Annotated in this window: 18 protein-coding genes; 9 read left to right on the plus strand and 9 right to left on the minus strand. The window is 61.7% G+C overall.

Annotation, left to right across the window (positions count from 1 at the left end; genetic code table 11):
• The first annotated feature begins 59 nt into the window (after positions 1 to 59).
• A complete protein-coding gene (locus DJ563_RS19475; protein WP_274098583.1) occupies positions 60 to 461 on the plus strand; it encodes a lysozyme inhibitor LprI family protein in 402 nt (133 codons plus the stop codon).
• Positions 462 to 628: 167 nt separating this feature from the next.
• On the opposite strand, the gene DJ563_RS19480 is transcribed toward DJ563_RS19475, so the two are convergent.
• Positions 629 to 1573, minus strand: coding sequence for a GlxA family transcriptional regulator (locus DJ563_RS19480; RefSeq protein WP_434518196.1), 945 nt, complete (start codon positions 1571 to 1573; stop codon positions 629 to 631).
• 146 nt (positions 1574 to 1719) lie between these two features.
• On the opposite strand from DJ563_RS19480, the gene choX reads away from it, so the two are divergent.
• The 4 genes from choX (at position 1720) to DJ563_RS19500 (ending at position 5219) form a co-directional block, all read left to right on the plus strand.
• The gene (choX, locus tag DJ563_RS19485; RefSeq protein ID WP_274098581.1) at positions 1720 to 2664 is read left to right on the plus strand and encodes a choline ABC transporter substrate-binding protein; all 945 of its coding nucleotides are present in this window, start codon (positions 1720 to 1722) and stop codon (positions 2662 to 2664) included.
• 199 nt (positions 2665 to 2863) lie between these two features.
• Positions 2864 to 3748 carry a 3-keto-5-aminohexanoate cleavage protein gene (locus tag DJ563_RS19490; RefSeq protein ID WP_434518197.1) on the plus strand — a complete coding sequence of 295 codons (885 nt, stop codon included), beginning with the start codon at positions 2864 to 2866 and terminating at the stop codon, positions 3746 to 3748.
• 18 nt (positions 3749 to 3766) lie between these two features.
• The gene (locus DJ563_RS19495; RefSeq protein WP_434518198.1) at positions 3767 to 4732 is read left to right on the plus strand and encodes an L-carnitine dehydrogenase; all 966 of its coding nucleotides are present in this window, start codon (positions 3767 to 3769) and stop codon (positions 4730 to 4732) included.
• Between the two features lie 10 nt (positions 4733 to 4742).
• A complete protein-coding gene (locus tag DJ563_RS19500; RefSeq protein WP_274098578.1) occupies positions 4743 to 5219 on the plus strand; it encodes a thioesterase family protein in 477 nt (158 codons plus the stop codon).
• A gap of 119 nt (positions 5220 to 5338) precedes the next feature.
• On the opposite strand, the gene DJ563_RS19505 is transcribed toward DJ563_RS19500, so the two are convergent.
• On the minus strand, positions 5339 to 6949 hold the full coding sequence (locus DJ563_RS19505; RefSeq protein WP_434518199.1) for a M12 family metallo-peptidase: 1611 nt from the start codon (positions 6947 to 6949) through the stop codon (positions 5339 to 5341).
• Between the two features lie 372 nt (positions 6950 to 7321).
• Between DJ563_RS19505 and DJ563_RS19510 the strand changes: the two genes are divergently transcribed.
• Positions 7322 to 7579: a hypothetical protein gene (locus DJ563_RS19510; RefSeq protein WP_033703173.1), complete on the plus strand. Its 258-nt coding sequence runs from the start codon at positions 7322 to 7324 to the stop codon at positions 7577 to 7579.
• A 67-nt stretch (positions 7580 to 7646) separates the two neighbouring features.
• On the opposite strand, the gene DJ563_RS19515 is transcribed toward DJ563_RS19510, so the two are convergent.
• Together DJ563_RS19515 and DJ563_RS19520 are read right to left on the minus strand one after the other, a co-directional pair.
• Positions 7647 to 8753: a GlxA family transcriptional regulator gene (locus DJ563_RS19515; protein WP_033703174.1), complete on the minus strand. Its 1107-nt coding sequence runs from the start codon at positions 8751 to 8753 to the stop codon at positions 7647 to 7649.
• A gap of 393 nt (positions 8754 to 9146) precedes the next feature.
• On the minus strand, positions 9147 to 10523 hold the full coding sequence (locus DJ563_RS19520) for an L-serine ammonia-lyase (RefSeq protein ID WP_186661418.1): 1377 nt from the start codon (positions 10521 to 10523) through the stop codon (positions 9147 to 9149).
• A 453-nt stretch (positions 10524 to 10976) separates the two neighbouring features.
• On the opposite strand from DJ563_RS19520, the gene DJ563_RS19525 reads away from it, so the two are divergent.
• The 3 genes from DJ563_RS19525 (at position 10977) to choV (ending at position 14029) form a co-directional block, all read left to right on the plus strand.
• Positions 10977 to 11924: a choline ABC transporter substrate-binding protein gene (locus DJ563_RS19525; RefSeq protein WP_033703176.1), complete on the plus strand. Its 948-nt coding sequence runs from the start codon at positions 10977 to 10979 to the stop codon at positions 11922 to 11924.
• A gap of 81 nt (positions 11925 to 12005) precedes the next feature.
• On the plus strand, positions 12006 to 12854 hold the full coding sequence (choW, locus tag DJ563_RS19530; RefSeq protein WP_274098590.1) for a choline ABC transporter permease subunit: 849 nt from the start codon (positions 12006 to 12008) through the stop codon (positions 12852 to 12854).
• On the plus strand, positions 12851 to 14029 hold the full coding sequence (gene choV / locus DJ563_RS19535) for a choline ABC transporter ATP-binding protein (RefSeq protein WP_033703178.1): 1179 nt from the start codon (positions 12851 to 12853) through the stop codon (positions 14027 to 14029). The genes choW and choV overlap by 4 nt, the downstream gene beginning before the upstream one ends.
• Before the next feature lie 127 nt (positions 14030 to 14156).
• Here the strand turns inward: choV and hisF are convergent, their stop codons facing one another.
• The 5 genes from hisF to hisB form a co-directional block, all read right to left on the minus strand.
• Positions 14157 to 14927 carry an imidazole glycerol phosphate synthase subunit HisF gene (gene hisF / locus DJ563_RS19540; protein WP_033703179.1) on the minus strand — a complete coding sequence of 257 codons (771 nt, stop codon included), beginning with the start codon at positions 14925 to 14927 and terminating at the stop codon, positions 14157 to 14159.
• Between the two features lie 104 nt (positions 14928 to 15031).
• The gene (gene hisA / locus DJ563_RS19545; RefSeq protein ID WP_274098574.1) at positions 15032 to 15763 is read right to left on the minus strand and encodes a 1-(5-phosphoribosyl)-5-[(5-phosphoribosylamino)methylideneamino]imidazole-4-carboxamide isomerase; all 732 of its coding nucleotides are present in this window, start codon (positions 15761 to 15763) and stop codon (positions 15032 to 15034) included.
• Between the two features lie 114 nt (positions 15764 to 15877).
• Positions 15878 to 16138 (minus strand): DUF2164 domain-containing protein, encoded by a 261-nt coding sequence (locus DJ563_RS19550; RefSeq protein ID WP_274098573.1) that lies wholly within the window; start codon positions 16136 to 16138, stop codon positions 15878 to 15880.
• Positions 16139 to 16777 carry an imidazole glycerol phosphate synthase subunit HisH gene (gene hisH / locus DJ563_RS19555; RefSeq protein ID WP_033703182.1) on the minus strand — a complete coding sequence of 213 codons (639 nt, stop codon included), beginning with the start codon at positions 16775 to 16777 and terminating at the stop codon, positions 16139 to 16141.
• Positions 16778 to 17371: an imidazoleglycerol-phosphate dehydratase HisB gene (gene hisB / locus DJ563_RS19560; protein WP_033703340.1), complete on the minus strand. Its 594-nt coding sequence runs from the start codon at positions 17369 to 17371 to the stop codon at positions 16778 to 16780.
• Positions 17372 to 17449 lie beyond the last annotated feature (78 nt).

Here is a 17449-nt window from a genome sequence, read left to right on the forward strand (position 1 = left end):
ACGTCGCCTTCGGCTGAGCGAGAATCCCTGCGATTCGTCAGCCTGTTGAGGAGAAAAGGATGAAATCAATGGCATGGCTGGTACTGCTGGCCGTCGTTTCGGGCGCCCAGGCCGGTGAGGAAGAGAGCACCCCCTGCGACAACGTCGAGACCGACCAGCAGAGCTACGCGTGTGCGGCGTTCAACAAGCAGACCGCCGAGCGTGAGCTGAAGTCGGCTTACGATGACCTGACCCAGCGCATTCGCGACCAGTATGCCGACGAAGCCGACCAGGCCACTGCCTTGGTCGGGCGCATGGATGCAGCCGAGAAGCTGTGGACGCAGTTGCGCGACGCTGATTGCAAGGTCGAGACGTATGCCGAAAAGGCCGGCAGCAAGGCGTTCGAGGCAGCGTGGAATACCTGCGTGGCGCAGCGCAGTGATGACCGGTCAGAGTATTTGCAGTCCATTGGCCAGCAGTAATGGCTGACTGCAACGCTATCCCCTGTAGGAGCGGCCTTGTGTCGCGATAGGGGCGCGAAGCGGCCCCACATTTTTAAGCTTCGCTGCGGAAATAGCCGGGGCCGCTTTGCGGCCCTATCGCGACACAAGGCCGCTCCTACAAAGGTCAGCGATCGGCTGCAAGAACCTCATACAACTCTGACCAGGCGGTCCTCCCGCGGGCAGCGCTGGTACCGCGCGCGGTAACAGCGGGTAAAGTACGACGCCGACTCGAACCCGCACGCCACCCCCACCTCCAGCACACTCATGTCGGTCTGGCGTAACAGCTGCCGCGCCTTGTCCAGCCGCAAGCGCAGGTAAAAGCCACTGGGCGTGTCATCCAGGTGCAGGCGAAACAGCCGCTCCAACTGGCGCCGCGTCACCTGCACGGCATCGGCCAGCAGTTGGGTATTGAGCGGCTGCTCGGTGTTGCGCTCCATCTCGCCGATCACCTTCACCAGCTTCTTGTTGCTGATGCCATAACGGCTGGCGATCTGCATGCGCTGGTGATCCTGTCGCGGGCGGATACGCCCGAGCACGAACTGCTCCGACACCTGCACCGCCAACTCACTGCCGTGTGCCTGCGCAATCAGGTCGAGCATCAGGTCGATCGAGGCAGTGCCGCCGGCACAGGTGATACGCCGCCGGTCGATCTCGAACAGTTCCTGGGTCGCCTGCAGGCTCGGGTAGTTTTCCTTGAACGCTTCCAGCGCCTCCCAGTGCACCGTGGCGCGGTGGCCGTCGAGCAGGCCGGCCTCGGCCAGCACCACCGCGCCGGTATCGATACCGCCAAGAATCACCCCCTCGTGATCCAGACGGCGTAGCGCCTGTTGCAGTGGCGGGCCGAAGCAGGCCAACGGCTCGAAACCGGCGACAATCAGCATAATGGCGCCCGCCTCAGCGGCGCCCAGCGCCGCATCGGCGTTCACCGACATCCCATTGCTGGCCTGCACCGCCCCGCCGTCCAGGCTGAGCACGCACCAGCGATACAACGGGCCGCGAAAGCGGTTGGCCACGCGCAGCGGCTCCAGGGCACTGATGAAGCCCATCGCCGAGAACCCCGGCAGCAGCAGGAAGTGAATGGTATCCGCCATCGAATGCTCCACAAGAGAGGTGGTCGCCAGGGTGCAAGTGTTGGTCGCCAGGGTGCGATTTTCCACCCCGCCAGCGGCGTAGTTTAAGCAAACGGTCCGCAGAGGCCGCCCACCATAACAATATGCACTGCCGATGGAGAGCCACCATGCACAGCTTGATCCGCCGCAGCCTGTTGACCCTTGCCGTGAGCAGCATCGCCTCTACCCCGCTTTTTGCCGCCGAGCCCGCCGCCTGCCAGAACGTGCGCCTGGGCGTGGTCAACTGGACCGACGTCATCGCCACCAGCGCCATGGCCCAGGTGCTGCTCGACGGCCTGGGTTACCAGACCAAGCAGACCAGCGCTTCGCAGCAGATCATCTTTGCCGGTATCCGCGACAAACGCCTGGACATGTTCCTGGGTTACTGGAACCCGATCATGACCCAGACCATCACCCCGTTCATCGACGCCAAGCAGGTGAAGGTGCTCGACAAGCCGAGCCTGGAAGATGCCCGGGCAACCCTGGCAGTGCCCAAATACCTGGCCGACAAGGGTTTGAAGACCTTCGCCGACATCCACAAGTTCGAAAAGGAGCTGGGTGGAAAAATCTACGGCATCGAGCCGGGCTCGGGCGCCAATACCCAGATCAAGGCGATGATCGCCAAGAACCAGTTCGGCCTGGGCAAGTTCCAGCTGGTCGAGTCCAGCGAAGCCGGCATGCTCGCTGCGGTCGACCGTGCCGTGCGGCGCAAGGAGGCGGTGGTGTTCTTCGGCTGGGCGCCGCATCCGATGAACGTGAATATCGACATGGCCTACCTGGGTGAGAGCCAAGGCGCCCTCGGCCCTGACGAAGGCCGGGCCACGGTGTGGACGGTGACCGCACCGGACTACGCCGAGCGCTGCCCCAACGCCCACCGTTTGCTGGCCAACCTGAAGTTCAGCGCCGAGGACGAGAGCCGCATGATGCAGCCGCTGCTCGACCACAAGGATGCGCTGGCGTCGGCCCGCCAGTGGCTCAAGGACCACCCTGAAGACAAGGCCCGCTGGCTTGAGGGCGTGACCACCTTCGACGGCAAGCCGGCTGCGGACAACCTCAAGCTTACTGCCAACTGATCCGGCCCTTTCTCGCCGATAGCCCGCACTGACAGGTCAAACCGGTCGGTGTAGGAGCGGCCTTGTGTCGCGAAAGGGCCGCAAAGCGGCCCCAGGATTCTGCAGCGCCGCATAGACCCTGGGGCTGCTACGCAGCCCTTTCGCGACACAAGGCCGCTCCTACAGAGATCCTGTTACCCAGATATAACAAGGAACCGCCATGAACCACGACGTCATCATCACCTGCGCCCTCACTGGCGCCGGCGACACCGCCTCGAAAAGCCACCTGGTCCCGGTCACCCCCAAGCAGATCGCCGAGTCCGCCGTAGAAGCCGCCAAAGCCGGCGCCACCGTGGTCCACTGCCACGTCCGCGACCCGCAAACCGGCCGCTTCAGCCGCGACGTGAACCTCTACCGCGAAGTCATGGAACGCATTCGCGAAGCCGACGTGGACATCATCGTCAACCTCACCGCCGGCATGGGCGGCGACCTGGAAATCGGCCCGGGCGAGTCGCCCATGGAATTTGGCCCCGGCACCGATCTGATCGGCCCGCTGGAACGCCTGGCCCATGTCGAAGCCCTGCTGCCGGAAATCTGCACCCTTGACTGCGGCACGCTCAACTTCGGCGACGGCAACTCAATCTACGTCTCCACCCCGGCGCAACTGCGCGCAGGCGCCAAACGCATCACCGAACTGGGCGTGAAGGCCGAACTGGAAATCTTCGACACCGGCCACCTGTGGTTCGCCAAGCAGATGATCAAGGAAGGTCTGCTCGAAGACCCGTTGTTCCAGCTGTGCCTGGGCATCCCGTGGGGCGCACCGGCCGACACCACGACCATGAAGGCCATGGTCGACAACCTGCCCGCCAACGTCACCTGGGCCGGCTTCGGCATCGGCCGCATGCAGATGCCAATGGCCGCGCAAGCCGTGCTGCTTGGCGGCAACGTGCGGGTAGGGCTGGAAGACAACCTGTACCTGGACCGTGGCGTGCTGGCCAGCAACGGCCAGTTGGTGGAGCGCGCGAGCGAGATCATCACCCGCATGGGTGGCCGTGTACTCACTCCGGCAGAAGGCCGGGAAAAAATGAACCTCAAGCGCCCCTGATCCTTTCCGGAGACCGATATGCCCTTCATCACCGAGATCAAGACCTTCGCCGCTTTGGGTAGCGGCGTAATCGGCAGCGGCTGGGTTGCCCGCGCCCTCGCCCATGGCCTGGACGTGGTCGCCTGGGACCCAGCGCCCGGTGCTGAGCATGCCCTGCGCAAGCGCATCGCCAACGCTTGGCCAGCTTTGGAAAAACAGGGTCTTGCTCCAGGCGCGGCGCAGGACCGCCTGAAGTTCGTTGCCACCATCGAGGAATGCGTGCGCGACGCCGATTTTATCCAGGAAAGCGCACCGGAGCGCCTGGACCTCAAGCTCGAACTGCACGCGAAAATCAGTGCCGCCGCCAAGCCCCGGGCCATCATCGGTTCAAGCACTTCAGGCCTGCTGCCCAGCGAATTTTACGAATCGTCCACCCACCCGGAGCGCTGCGTGGTCGGCCACCCGTTCAACCCGGTGTACCTGCTGCCGCTGGTCGAGATCGTCGGCGGCAACCGCACCGCGCCTGAAGCCATCGAGGCGGCAAAAACCATCTACACCGCACTGGGCATGCGCCCGCTGCATGTGCGCAAGGAGGTGCCCGGTTTCATTGCCGACCGCCTGCTCGAAGCGCTCTGGCGTGAGGCCCTGCACCTGGTCAACGACGGTGTGGCGACCACCGGCGAAATCGACGACGCCATCCGCTTCGGCGCCGGCCTGCGCTGGTCGTTCATGGGTACGTTCCTCACCTACACCCTGGCCGGTGGCGATGCCGGCATGCGCCACTTCATGTCGCAGTTCGGCCCGGCCCTGAAGCTGCCCTGGACCTACCTGCCGGCACCGGAGCTGACCGACAAGCTGATCGACGATGTAGTGGACGGCACCTCGGCGCAACTGGGCGAACGTAGCATCGCCGCGCTGGAGCGCTATCGTGATGACACCCTGCTGGCCGTACTCGAAGCGGTCAAAACCAGCAAGGCCCGCCACGGCATGTCATTCAGCGACTGAGGAGAGCACGATGCCCGCACTGATCACCTACCGCACCCCGGTCCAGGCGGACTGGGTCGACTACAACGGGCATTTGCGCGATGCCTTTTACCTGCTGATTTTCAGCTACGCGACCGATGCGCTGATGGAGCGCATCGGCCTGGATGCGGACAGCCGTGGGCAGAGCGGCAATTCGCTGTTCACCCTGGAAGCCCATATCAACTATCTGCACGAAGTGAAGCTGGGTACTGAAGTGTGGGTGCAGACGCAGATCATCGGATTCGACCGCAAGCGCCTGCATGTGTACCACAGCCTGCACCGGGCGGGGTTCGGCGACGCCTTGGCGGCCAGCGAGCAGATGTTGCTGCATGTCGACCTGGCCGGGCCTAAGTCGGCACCGTTCAGCGAACGCAGCGTCGAGCTGCTGCAAGGGCTGGTGGACGAACAGCAAGATCTGCAACCCCCTACACTCACTGGCCGCGTGATTGGTCTTACTCCGCAGTGCTGATGATCGACTCACTGGCAGGCCCGCTCCTAATAGGTAATACAGCACTCTCGAGCACGGCATTATCCCTGGAGAAGCGGGCATGCCCGCGTGATACCCCGCCGAGGTTTGGCGGGCCCTGCTCAACGGAAGATATATACCCTGTCGACCAACTTCGTCAGATTTTGGCTATGCGGCGTCATGGTCATGCCATCAGGCATCTCCAATTCAACCCTGCTCAACGTTGGAACATCGAAGTCGCCAGGGTACCACTCACTGGTATATGTGTGCCACGCAAAGCGATTACCCAAACGTAAGGTCGTCTTGGGGTTGATACCCTCCACGCGCGCGGACCAAATCTTTGACTTCCAACGAGGGCAAAAATCTTCGATCATCACAATAGCTTGTACATTTGGCACGTCGAAGGTGCAACTCGCGCCTTTCATTGCCACATTGTCATAGACCGTTACCTTGGTGTTTAGGATCGGCAACGGAGAATAGAAATTTTCCACCGTTTCTCTACGCTCGTTGAAGCGGCGAGCTACGTCGTGGTTTCTGACCGTGCCCAAAGGCACCCCTTCATAGGTAAGCCTGGGATTCGAATGATAAGGGACTCTCGGACAGGTCCCTCCCGAGCAATCGTAGGACATCTGGGTACGGAATCGCGGGGTGCCTGTGTAACGATATCCAAACATATAGGTCGGGTTTCCCTCTTGATTTCCAGGCTCCCAGTTATGAGTCGCACCCAGGTTGTGCCCCAATTCATGACTCATCGAAGATAAGCAGGGAACCACGGAGGTGGCAGTCGCACGGTTAGATGTTACATAGGCCATGCCGCAATACGCTTTGGTTGTCGAATACATGGTGACCAAGTCAGCCTTGAGCGCTTCGCGCACTGGTACAACGGAGGCTGCGAGAGGTCGTGCAGTATCCGTTAAATCGCCAAGTTGGCTTGACTTGCCGGTCTCCGCGTAGTCAGCATCGAAATAGCCAGCCAATTCATATGTGATATCCACAAAGCTGTTTGCCATGTAGGCATTGGCATCCTGCAACGCCTGGGCCATCGCCGGTCTGTAGTTCGGATTCGCGGCACGGGCCTCAATGGTCGATACCATCAGCACTCGAATCGTACTATGCGAAGAGCTTTGACTCGCTGAGCGCGGCGCCTTGTTTTTCTCTTTTGGACCCTCTAGTGGCTCTGCTTCGGGTGGCAACTTTGTCTCGTCGACTTTGATAAAGGCATACTTCCCGGGCTCCAAAGTTTCAAGGCGATAGCGCTGTCCGTCCACAATCACACTGCCCACCACCTTGTCGCCCTCTCGCACCAGCGACAGATAATAAATAGGATCGATATCAATTTCTGATGGCGTTGAGCTGTGCTGCAACTTCCAGGCAGAGGGTTTGTAACCCACCCACCCATCGATTCCCGGGATCATGGTGTTGTAATCACGCAAGTGAAACTGCGCCGCCTGGCCATTCGGCAGGGTCACCGCGAGGTCTTGAGTTTTATTACTGACCACCGCCGGATCTACCTTCACCAAGGTAATTTCCTGGTTCGCCGGGTCCGCCAGTAGCGTAGCCAGATACCCAGTAGCCGTTTTTTGAAGTGTGCTGCGATCAGGGGTTGGTTCAAGCGTGAACAGTTGCGTCACCGCGCTTGAAGTGCCGCTGTCCGACGGTGTCGATGACGAACACGCCGAGGCCATGGTCAAAGTCGCCCCCAGCACTAAGGCCTTACAGATATTCTTATTCACCTTTTCCGCTCCTGTGGAAATCCATCACCCACAGAAGATCAAGAAATGCTGTAGCCCGTCATCTGGCAAAAATGCTAGGTGTATGGGTGTACAGGTGGAACCAGCAGAATAAAAATAACCCCGCAAAGCCGTGAGCCAGCGGGGCCAAGAGCGAGCAACATCCACTGTGCATGAGTGAGGGTGACCAAACCCCCGGGTACCGTGAATGGCTTCAGTGTGCGGGCTTGCCGGGCGGGGGATTTAGCCGTAAACGACCTGTTCTTAGCCAAAGCAGTCATGCCGGTATTCTGTTGTTGCGGGTATGTCGCGGGCGTCACAGAATCAGTCGTAAATCACAGCAGCACTCTCTTAGCGATAAAAGGGACAACAGCCATGATGCATGCGGATTTGATTGATCAGGACGACCTCGCCGGCCACTTGCGCGCGCGCGGTTTCGAGATTCCCGCCGGGGCCAGTGCCGAGCAGGCGTGCGAGGCGGTGGTGCGCGGTTTGACCGAGCCAAATGCGCGGGCGCTGAAGGGCATGGTCGAGCAGATGTATACCGGGAGCGCGACGATCCTGCCGGCGGTGCGCCAGGCGATCGATAAACAGCTATTGCCTGCCTTGGCGAGCTTCAACAACCGGGGCTGAAACATCACTTTGCAGGGTCTCTACCGGCCCCTTCGCGGCGATTCGACGCGAAGGGGCCGGTGCCGTATCAGAGCCTTACACTGGCAAACGTCGACTCGTTGCGCGCCTGGCTCAAAGCCGCCAACGGGCCGCTATGCGGTGCCAAGGTCAAGGCCTGCGGGATCGGCATCATCGCTACCTGCTGGGCCGTGTTGGAGCCCACGCGCTCATCACGCGGCGGGATGCCAAAGTACTCGCGGTAGCACTTGGAGAAGTGCGGCGTTGAGACAAAGCCGCACACCGAAGCCACTTCGATGATCGACATCGGCGTCTGCTTGAGCAACTGCCGTGCGCGGATCAGGCGCAGCTTCAGGTAGTAGCGCGATGGCGAGCAGTGCAGGTACTTCTGGAACAACCGCTCGAGCTGGCGCCGCGACACCGCCACATACACCGCCAATTCGTCAAGGTCGATCGGCTCTTCGAGGTTGGCCTCCATCAGCGCGACGATTTCCTGCAGCTTCGGCTGGTTGGTGCCGAGCATGTGCTTGAGCGGCACACGCTGGTGATCCTGCTCGTTGCGAATGCGCTCGTAGACGAACATCTCGGAAATCGCCGCCGACAGCTCACGGCCGTGATCGCGGCTGATCAGGTGCAGCATCATGTCCAGCGGCGCGGTGCCGCCAGAGCTGGTGAAGCGGTTACGGTCGAGAGTGAACAGGCGGGTGCTCATGTTCACCCGCGGGTAGGCCTCCTGCATGGCCGCCAGGCATTCCCAGTGCACGCTGCAATCGAAACCGTCGAGCAGCCCGGCGCAGGCCAGTGCCCAACTGCCGGTGCACACGGCGCCCAGGCGGCGCGACTGACGGGCCTGCGCCTGCAGCCAAGTGACGTGTTCACGGGTGACGGTGCGCTGAATGCCGACGCCACCGCAGACGATCACCGTGTCGATTGGCGGTGCGCTGTGCATGGCCGCATCGGGGGTGATCTGCAGGCCATCACTGGCCCAGACCTGCCCGCCATCGACGGTCAGGGTGTGCCAGCGGTAAAGCTCACGGCCAGAAAGCTGGTTGGCCATGCGCAGCGGCTCGACGGCTGATGCCAGGGAAATGAGGGTGAAGTTGTCCAGTAGAAGAAACCCGATGGACTGGGGGGCTGTGCGGTTCTGGGTTGGGGTCCCGGAGGTGTACGACGTCATCGCGATTTCTCCTCACACAAATGCAGGGTGTGCCTCAGGCGGGCACTGATTTCTTGTTATGGCCCCTGTTTCGTGTTGCAGGGGCTTGTAACCAAACACAACGCAAACGCCGTGCCGGAACTTGAACGGCTATCCGAAAAAACCTGAAAACGACGCCTTCATCAGACAAATCAGGCCCTTCGATTACGCCGGTCAAACTTCCAGAACCGGCGTACTAGGCGTGCTACGTGTAACTGCTGAGCACTTTGGTGACAGATGCCCCGGGGGTTGCCCAGAAACGACACTCTTAAGTGTCACCGACAATGCCCACACTCATCGCGACATCTGACGGCCGGTCATACACAAACGCCCCATAACGGGGCGTCGTGCTGCCATCAGAGCGAGATTAGCGCATCAGCATTCGATCGCGCTGACGGCCAGGCCGCCACGCGAAGTCTCTTTGTACTTGTCGTGCATGTCGGCGCCGGTATCGCGCATGGTGCGGATCACCTGGTCGAGCGAAATGAAGTGTTCGCCGTCGCCGCGCAGGGCCATCTGCACCGCGTTGATTGCCTTCACCGCAGCAATCGCGTTGCGCTCGATGCACGGCACCTGCACCAGGCCACCGACCGGGTCGCAGGTAAGCCCAAGGTTGTGTTCCAGGGCGATTTCGGCGGCGTTTTCCAGTTGTGCCGGCGTTGCCCCCAACACTTGGGCAAGGCCCGCGGCAGCCATGGCGCACGCCGAACCGACCTCGCCCTGGCAGCCGACTTCGGCACCGGAGATCGAAGCGTTCTTCTTGCACAGGATGCCCACCGCTGCAGCCCCGAGGAAGAAGTCGGTCACACTCGACTCATCCACCGCATCACTGAAGCGCATGTAGTAGTGCAGCACTGCCGGGATGATACCGGCCGCCCCATTGGTGGGCGCGGTGACCATGCGCCCGCCGGCGGCGTTCTCTTCGTTGACCGCCAGGGCGAACAGGTTGACCCACTCCATGGCGCTCAGGGTCGAGCCGATCACATTAGGTTTGCCGACCTCCTGCAAACTGCGGTGCAGCTTGGCGGCGCGGCGGCGTACGTTGAGGCCGCCGGGCAGCGTGCCTTCGTATTTCAGGCCATTGCTGACGCAGTCCTGCATGGCTTGCCAGAGCGTGCGCAGGCCGGCGTGGATCTCTGCCTCGGTGCGCCAGACCTTCTCGTTGGCCATCATCAATTGCGACACGCTGAGGTCGTTTTGCTTGCACAGCCGCAGCAGCTCGGCGGCGCTGTTGAAATCGTAAGGCAATACCGTCTGGTCGGCGTCCAGCACCCCGCTGGCGGCCTGGGCGGCATCCACCACGAAACCGCCACCTACCGAGTAGTAGGTGTCACGGTGCAGCTCACCCTGCGCGCCCTCGGCGACCAGGGTCATGGCATTGGGGTGGTACGGCAAGTTCTCGTCCAGCAGCAGCATGTCGCGGGCCCAGACGAACTCGATGGGCAGGCGGCCGTCCAGCAGCAGGGTGTTGGTTTCGCGCAGGTCGGCGATGCGTGGGACGATCTGGGTCGGGTCGATGGCGTCAGGCCAGTCGCCCATCAGGCCCATGATGGTGGCGTTGTCGGTGCCGTGGCCGATGCCGGTGGCCGAGAGTGAACCGTAGAGCCGCACCTCGATGCGCTTGACCTGTTCCAGTTCGCCGCGCTCACGCAGCCCCTGGACAAACAGAGCGCCAGCACGCATGGGGCCGACGGTGTGGGAGCTGGAAGGCCCGACACCGATCTTGAACAGGTCGAACACGCTGATGGCCATTGTCGAATCACCTCTTGCTGGGCTTGTCTCTGCGCGCCATGCGCAGGGCGGGGCAACTGCTAGGCTGAAGCTGCGAGCCGCCATGAATGCACGCATCATCGGGCTTTTGCCTACCCCCTCGCCGTCTGCAACCGACGTACTTTTGTCCAGCTGCGCCGCGCTGTTTTTACCTGAGGTGCTGCCACCATTACGCCGCTTTCCAGTGGCCGGGTGACGCAAAAACGCGGCCGAGGGGGTGGAAAAATCCATATGCGACATCGCCCGTACTGGATACGACCCGTTGCGTACTGGATACGACCCCACCAGTAGGCGATTGCCCGGCGCTGGAGGATTATCGAAAGCGACTCGTAAAGCACGGCCACGCAACCTGCCCTCTGCAGGCCTGGTCGACCGGACCTTCAGAAAGCCCGGCGACCCATGCGAACCCGAAGACAAAATCTCAGGAGTCCATCCATGAAAGGTTCACCCTCGCTGTTGCTGGTTGCGTTGTTGTCCGCACCGATATTGGCCCAGGCCGCCGAGCCTGAGCAGTGCCAGACGGTACGTTTTTCCGATGTCGGCTGGACCGACATCACCGTGACGACAGCCACCACAAGCGTTGTGCTCGAAGCCCTGGGTTACAAGACCCACACCACCATGATCTCGGTACCGGTGACCTACAAGTCGCTGGCCACCGGCAAGGACCTGGACGTGTTTCTCGGCAACTGGATGCCGACCATGGAGAACGACATCAAGCAGTACCGCGACGCCGGCACCGTCGAGACCGTGCGCGCCAACCTGGAAAACGCCAAGTACACCCTGGCCGTACCCCAGGCGCTGTACGACAAGGGCCTGAAGGATTTTGCCGACATCCCCAAGTTCAAGCAGGAACTGGACGGCAAGATCTACGGCATCGAACCGGGCAACGACGGCAACCGCACCATCCAGAGCATGATCGACAAGAACGCCTTCGGCCTGAAGGACGCCGGTTTCAAGATCGTGCAATCCAGCGAGGCCGGCATGCTGTCGCAGGTTGACCGGGCGCAGAAACGTGGCGAGTCGTTGGTGTTCCTGGGCTGGGAACCGCACCCGATGAACACCCGCTTCAAGATGCAGTACCTGACTGGCGGGGACGACTACTTTGGCCCCGATTTCGGCAAGGCAACCGTATTGACCAACACCCGCAAGGGCTATGTGCAGGAATGCAGCAACGTTGGCCAACTGCTCAAGAACCTGTCGTTCGAGCTCAAGGATGAAAGCACCATGATGGGCTATGTCCTGGACGACAAGATGAAACCCGAAGCAGCCGCCAAGAAGTGGCTCAAAGACAACCCCGGCAAGCTGGATACCTGGCTGGCCGGCGTGACCACCGTTGATGGCAAACCCGGCCTTGAGGCGGCCAAGGCCAAGCTCGCGCAATAACGAACCACGCAATAGCGCTACCTCGGGGCGGGACCGTGCCCGCCCCGGACTGATTTCAATCTTTGCAGGTGGAAGCTCGCTATCATGCTTATCGATCAGAAAATACCCCTGGGCCAGTACATCGCGTCGTTCGTCGAATGGCTGACCCAGAATGGCGCCGAGTACTTCGACGCCATCGCGCAAGGCCTGGAGTTCATGATTCATGGCGTCACCAGCGCCCTGACCTGGTTCAACCCATTCGTCCTCATCGCCCTGTTCGCCGCCCTGGCACACCTCATCCAGCGCAAGTGGGCGCTGACCGCATTCGTCGCCCTGTCGTTCCTGCTGATCCTCAACCTGGGCTACTGGCAGGAGACCATGGAAACCCTGGCGCAGGTGACATTCGCCACGGTGGTCTGCGTGGCCTTCGGTGTGCCGCTGGGCATCCTCGCCGCGCATAAACCGATGTTCTATACCGCCATGCGCCCGGTGCTCGACCTGATGCAGACGGTGCCCACCTTCGTTTACCTGATCCCGACCCTGACCCTGTTCGGCCTGGGCGTGGTCCCGGGGCTGATCTCGACGGTGGTGTTCGCCATTGCCGCGCCGATCCGCCTCACCTACCTGGGCATCTGCGATGTGCCACAAGAGCTGCTCGACGCCGGCAAGGCCTTTGGCTGCTCGCGCCGCCAGCTGCTGACCCGCATCGAACTGCCACACGCGATGCCGAGCATCGCCGCCGGTGTGACCCAATGCATCATGCTGTCGCTGTCGATGGTGGTGATCGCGGCCCTGGTGGGCGCCGATGGCCTGGGCAAACCTGTGGTCAACGCACTGAACACCGCCGATATCTCCCTGGGCTTCGAAGCGGGCCTGGCGATCGTGCTGCTGGCGATCATGCTCGACCGTATCTGCAAGCAACCGGAAGTCACGGTAAGGGGTGAAGCATGAGCATCATTCGTTTCGAAGACGTCGACGTCATCTTCTCCAATAAACCGCGTGAGGCGCTTTCGCTGCTCGATCAGGGCAAGACCCGTGAGCAGATCCTCAAGCAGACCGGCCTGGTGGTGGGTGTCGAAAAAGCCAACCTGGACATCGAGAAAGGTGAGATCTGCGTGCTCATGGGCTTGTCCGGTTCGGGCAAGTCGAGCCTGCTGCGCTGCATCAACGGCCTGAACACCGTCAGCCGCGGCAAGCTGTTCGTCGAGCATGAAGGCAAGCACATCGACATTGCCCACTGCACCCCGGCAGAGCTGAAGATGATGCGCACCAAGCGCATCGCCATGGTGTTCCAGAAGTTCGCCCTGATGCCCTGGCTGACCGTGCGCGAGAACATCAGCTTTGGCCTGGAGATGCAGGGCCGCCCAGAGAAGGAGCGGCGCAAGCTGGTTGACGAGAAGCTCGAACTGGTGGGCCTGACCCAATGGCGCAACAAGAAGCCCGATGAGCTGTCGGGTGGCATGCAGCAGCGTGTGGGCCTGGCCCGGGCGCTGGCGATGGATGCCGACATCCTACTGATGGACGAACCGTTCTCGGCGCTCGACCCGCTGATCCGCCAGGGCCTGCAGGACGAACTGCTGGAGCTGCAACGCAAGCTGAACAAGACCATCGTGTTCGTCAGCCACGACTTGGACGAAGCGCTGAAACTGGGCAGCCGTATCGCGATCATGAAGGACGGCCGGATCATCCAGTACAGCAAGCCCGAGGAGATCGTGCTCAACCCGGCGGACGACTATGTGCGCACCTTCGTTGCCCACACCAACCCGCTCAACGTGCTGTGCGGGCGCAGCCTGATGCGCAGCCTGGACAACTGCAAACGGGTCAATGGGTCGGTGTGCCTGGACCCGGGTATCGACTCATGGCTGGACATTGGCGAAGGCGGCTTGCTCAAACGTGCACGCCAAGGCCAGAACGGCCTGGATATGCAGAATTGGGCGCCTGGGCAGAATGTAGAACTGCTGGAGCGCAGGCCTACGGTGGTGCACGCCGATATCGGCATGCGTGAGGCGTTGCAGATTCGCTATCAGACGGGCAACAAGCTGGTGCTACAGGATAACGACAAGGTGGTGGGGATTCTTGGGGATACCGAGCTTTATCACGCGTTGTTGGGCAAGAACCACGGGTGATGCTGTTGGGGCCGCTGTGCGGCCCTTTCGCGACGCAAGGCCGCTCCTACAGGGACTGCGCTGCTCATGAACCTGTGGGAGCGGGCTTGCCCCGCGAATGGGCTGCAAAGCAGCCCCAATCAATGGATCAGCGAACCACGATCCCGCGCGAAGCCATGTAGGCCTTGGCCTCCGGCACCGTGTACTCGCCAAAGTGGAAGATACTGGCCGCCAGCACCGCGCTGGCATGCCCTTCCACAATCCCGTCAGCCAGGTGCTGCAGGTTACCCACCCCACCCGAAGCGATCACCGGAATACCCAGCGCATCGCTGATGGCCCGGGTAACCCCCAGGTCAAAGCCGTTCTTCATGCCGTCCTGGTCCATGCTGGTCAGCAGGATCTCGCCGGCACCCAGGCCTTCCATCTTCTTCGCCCACTCCACGGCATCCAGCCCGGTCGGCTTGCGCCCGCCGTGGGTGAAGATTTCCCAGCGCGGAGCTTCACCGGGCGCGGACACCTTCTTGGCATCGATGGCGACCACGATGCACTGCGAACCGAAACGGTCTGCTGCCTCGCCCACAAACTCCGGGTTGAACACTGCGGCGGTGTTGATCGAGACCTTGTCGGCACCGGCGTTGAGCAGGTTACGGATGTCCTGCACAGTGCGCACGCCACCGCCCACGGTCAGCGGGATGAACACCTGGCTGGCCATGCGCTCGACGGTATGCAGCGTGGTGTCGCGGCCATCGACGCTGGCGGTGATGTCGAGGAAGGTGATTTCGTCGGCACCCTGCTCGTTGTAGCGACGGGCGATTTCCACCGGGTCGCCGGCATCACGGATGTTCTCGAACTTGACGCCCTTGACCACACGGCCGTTGTCCACGTCCAGGCAAGGGATGATGCGTTTAGCTAAAGCCATGACTTCTCCTGGAACGGCAGCTTCAAGCTTCGAGCTTCAAGCTGCAAGAGAACAGCCTATCGCGGTCTGGCCTTTCTCTTGCGGCTTACAGCTTGCCGCTGCTCTTAATAGTTGTCGCAGAAGGCCTGGGCCTCGGCGACATCGAGGGTGCCTTCGTAGATGGCACGGCCGGTGATGGCGCCGATGATGCCTGGGGCCTTGGCGTCCAGCAGGGCCTTGATATCGCCCAGGTTGTGGATGCCGCCGGACGCGATCACCGGAATGCGTGTGGCTTCGGCCAGGGCTTTGGTGAAGGGCACGTTGCAGCCCTGCATCATGCCGTCCTTGGCGATGTCGGTGTAGACGATCGCCGACACGCCATCGGCCTCGAAGCGCTTGGCCAGGTCGATGACCTGAACAGTGCTCACTTCAGCCCAGCCGTCGGTGGCAACGAAGCCGTCCTTGGCGTCCAGGCCAACGATGACCTTGCCCGGGAACGCCTTGCAGGCCTCGGCAACGAACTCTGGCTGCTTGACCGCCTTGGTGCCGATGATGACGTAGCTGACACCCGCCTTGACGTAGTGCTCGATGGTTTCCAGCGAGCGGATGCCGCCGCCGATCTGGATCGGCAGGGTCGGGTAGCGCTTGGCGATGGCGGTCACCACTTCGCCGTTGACCGGTTGGCCTTCGAAGGCGCCGTTGAGGTCGACCAGGTGCAGGCGGCGGCAGCCACCCTCGACCCACTTGGCGGCCATGCTCACCGGGTCGTCGGAAAATACCGTGGAGTCTTCCATGCGGCCCTGGCGCAGGCGCACGCAAGCACCGTCCTTCAGATCGATAGCGGGGATAATCAGCATGCTCTTTCCTTCGTCAATTCAAGCGGCAAGCTGCAAGCGACAAGCTGCAAGCAATGCGCGTCGTGTTGTCGGATGGCGGTCCAGCTTTGGCTTACAGCTTGAAGCTTGAAGCTTTCAGCTTTTTTCCAACGCCCACAGGTCGCTCTCGATGCTCTCGAACCGCTCCTTGAGGTGCAGCTGAACATCGGCAATCGCCCTGTTGTAGTAATGGGGTGCAATCTCTTTGCTGAACAGGTCGAGGACCTCGGCCACTTCGAACGAGCCCAGTTGCAACTCGAAACGGTCTTCGAGAAAGCGCTTGAGGGTGTCGAGCGCCTCGCGCTCCTGCTCGGCGGCCAGGGTGATGACCGGGGCCTTGGTCTTCGCTCTGCTCATTTACCAGCGCCCGTCCCAGGCGACGAAGTTCTGCAGCAACTGCAGGCCATGGGTATGGCTCTTCTCCGGGTGGAACTGCACGGCAAAGCGCGACCCGTCGGCCAGCGCGGCGGCGAAGTCGACGCCATAGTGGCCGCGACCGACCACCTGGGCCGGCTTGCCGGCATCGATGTAGTAGCTGTGCACGAAGTAGAAGCGCGCGCGGTCAGGGATGTCGTGCCACAACGGGTGATGGATGGTCTGGCTGACTTCGTTCCAGCCCATGTGCGGCACCTTCAGGTGCTCGCCATCTTCTTGCAGGCCCTTGCCGAAGAAACGCACCTGGCCGGGGAACAGGCCGATGCAGTCGACGCCGTTGTTTTCTTCGCTGTGTTCGAGCAGCGCTTGCATGCCGACACAGATGCCCAGGAACGGGCGGTCCTGGCTGACCTCGCGCACCAGGCTGTCAAAGCCCAGCCGGCGGATTTCGGCCATGCAGTCGCGAATCGCACCCACGCCAGGGAACACCACACGGTCGGCCTCGCGGATCACCGCGGCGTCGCTGGTAACCAGGACTTTGCCAGCACCGACGTGCTCGAGTGCCTTGGCCACCGAGTGCAGGTTGCCCATGCCATAGTCGATTACGGCTACCGTCTGCATTTACAGGCATCCCTTGGTGGAAGGCATCTGCCCGGCCATGCGCTCGTCCAGCTCCACGGCCATGCGCAGGGCGCGACCGAAGGCCTTGAACACGGTCTCGATCTGGTGGTGGGTGTTGTGGCCACGCAGGTTGTCGATGTGCAGGCTCACCAGGGCGTGGTTGACGAAGCCCTGGAAGAACTCCTGAAACAGGTCGACATCGAAGCCGCCGACGCTGGCGCGGGTGTACGGCACATGCATCTGCAGGCCTGGGCGGCCGGAAAAATCGATGACCACGCGCGACAGCGCTTCATCCAGCGGGACATAGGCGTGGCCGTAGCGGCGGATGCCTTTCTTGTCACCGATGGCCTGGGCGAATGCCTGGCCCAGGGTGATACCGACGTCTTCGACGGTATGGTGATCGTCGATGTGCAGGTCACCCTTGCACTCGATGTCCAGATCGATCAGCCCATGCCGGGCGATCTGGTCGAGCATGTGTTCAAGGAAAGGCACACCGATATCAAATCGGGCCTTGCCGCTGCCATCTAGGTTGATCGAGGCCTTTACCTGGGTTTCCAGGGTATTGCGCTCGACGGAAGCCTTACGTTCGACCATCACCAGCTCCGCAAAATCATTGGGCGAAAAGGGTTCCATTATAGGCCCAGAACGCGCCAGCTTGAAACGCGGATGACA

Origin of the sequence: Pseudomonas sp. NFX1 (assembly GCF_051123555.1) — a bacterium.
GTDB classification, from domain to species: Bacteria; Pseudomonadota; Gammaproteobacteria; order Pseudomonadales; family Pseudomonadaceae; genus Aquipseudomonas; species Aquipseudomonas capeferrum.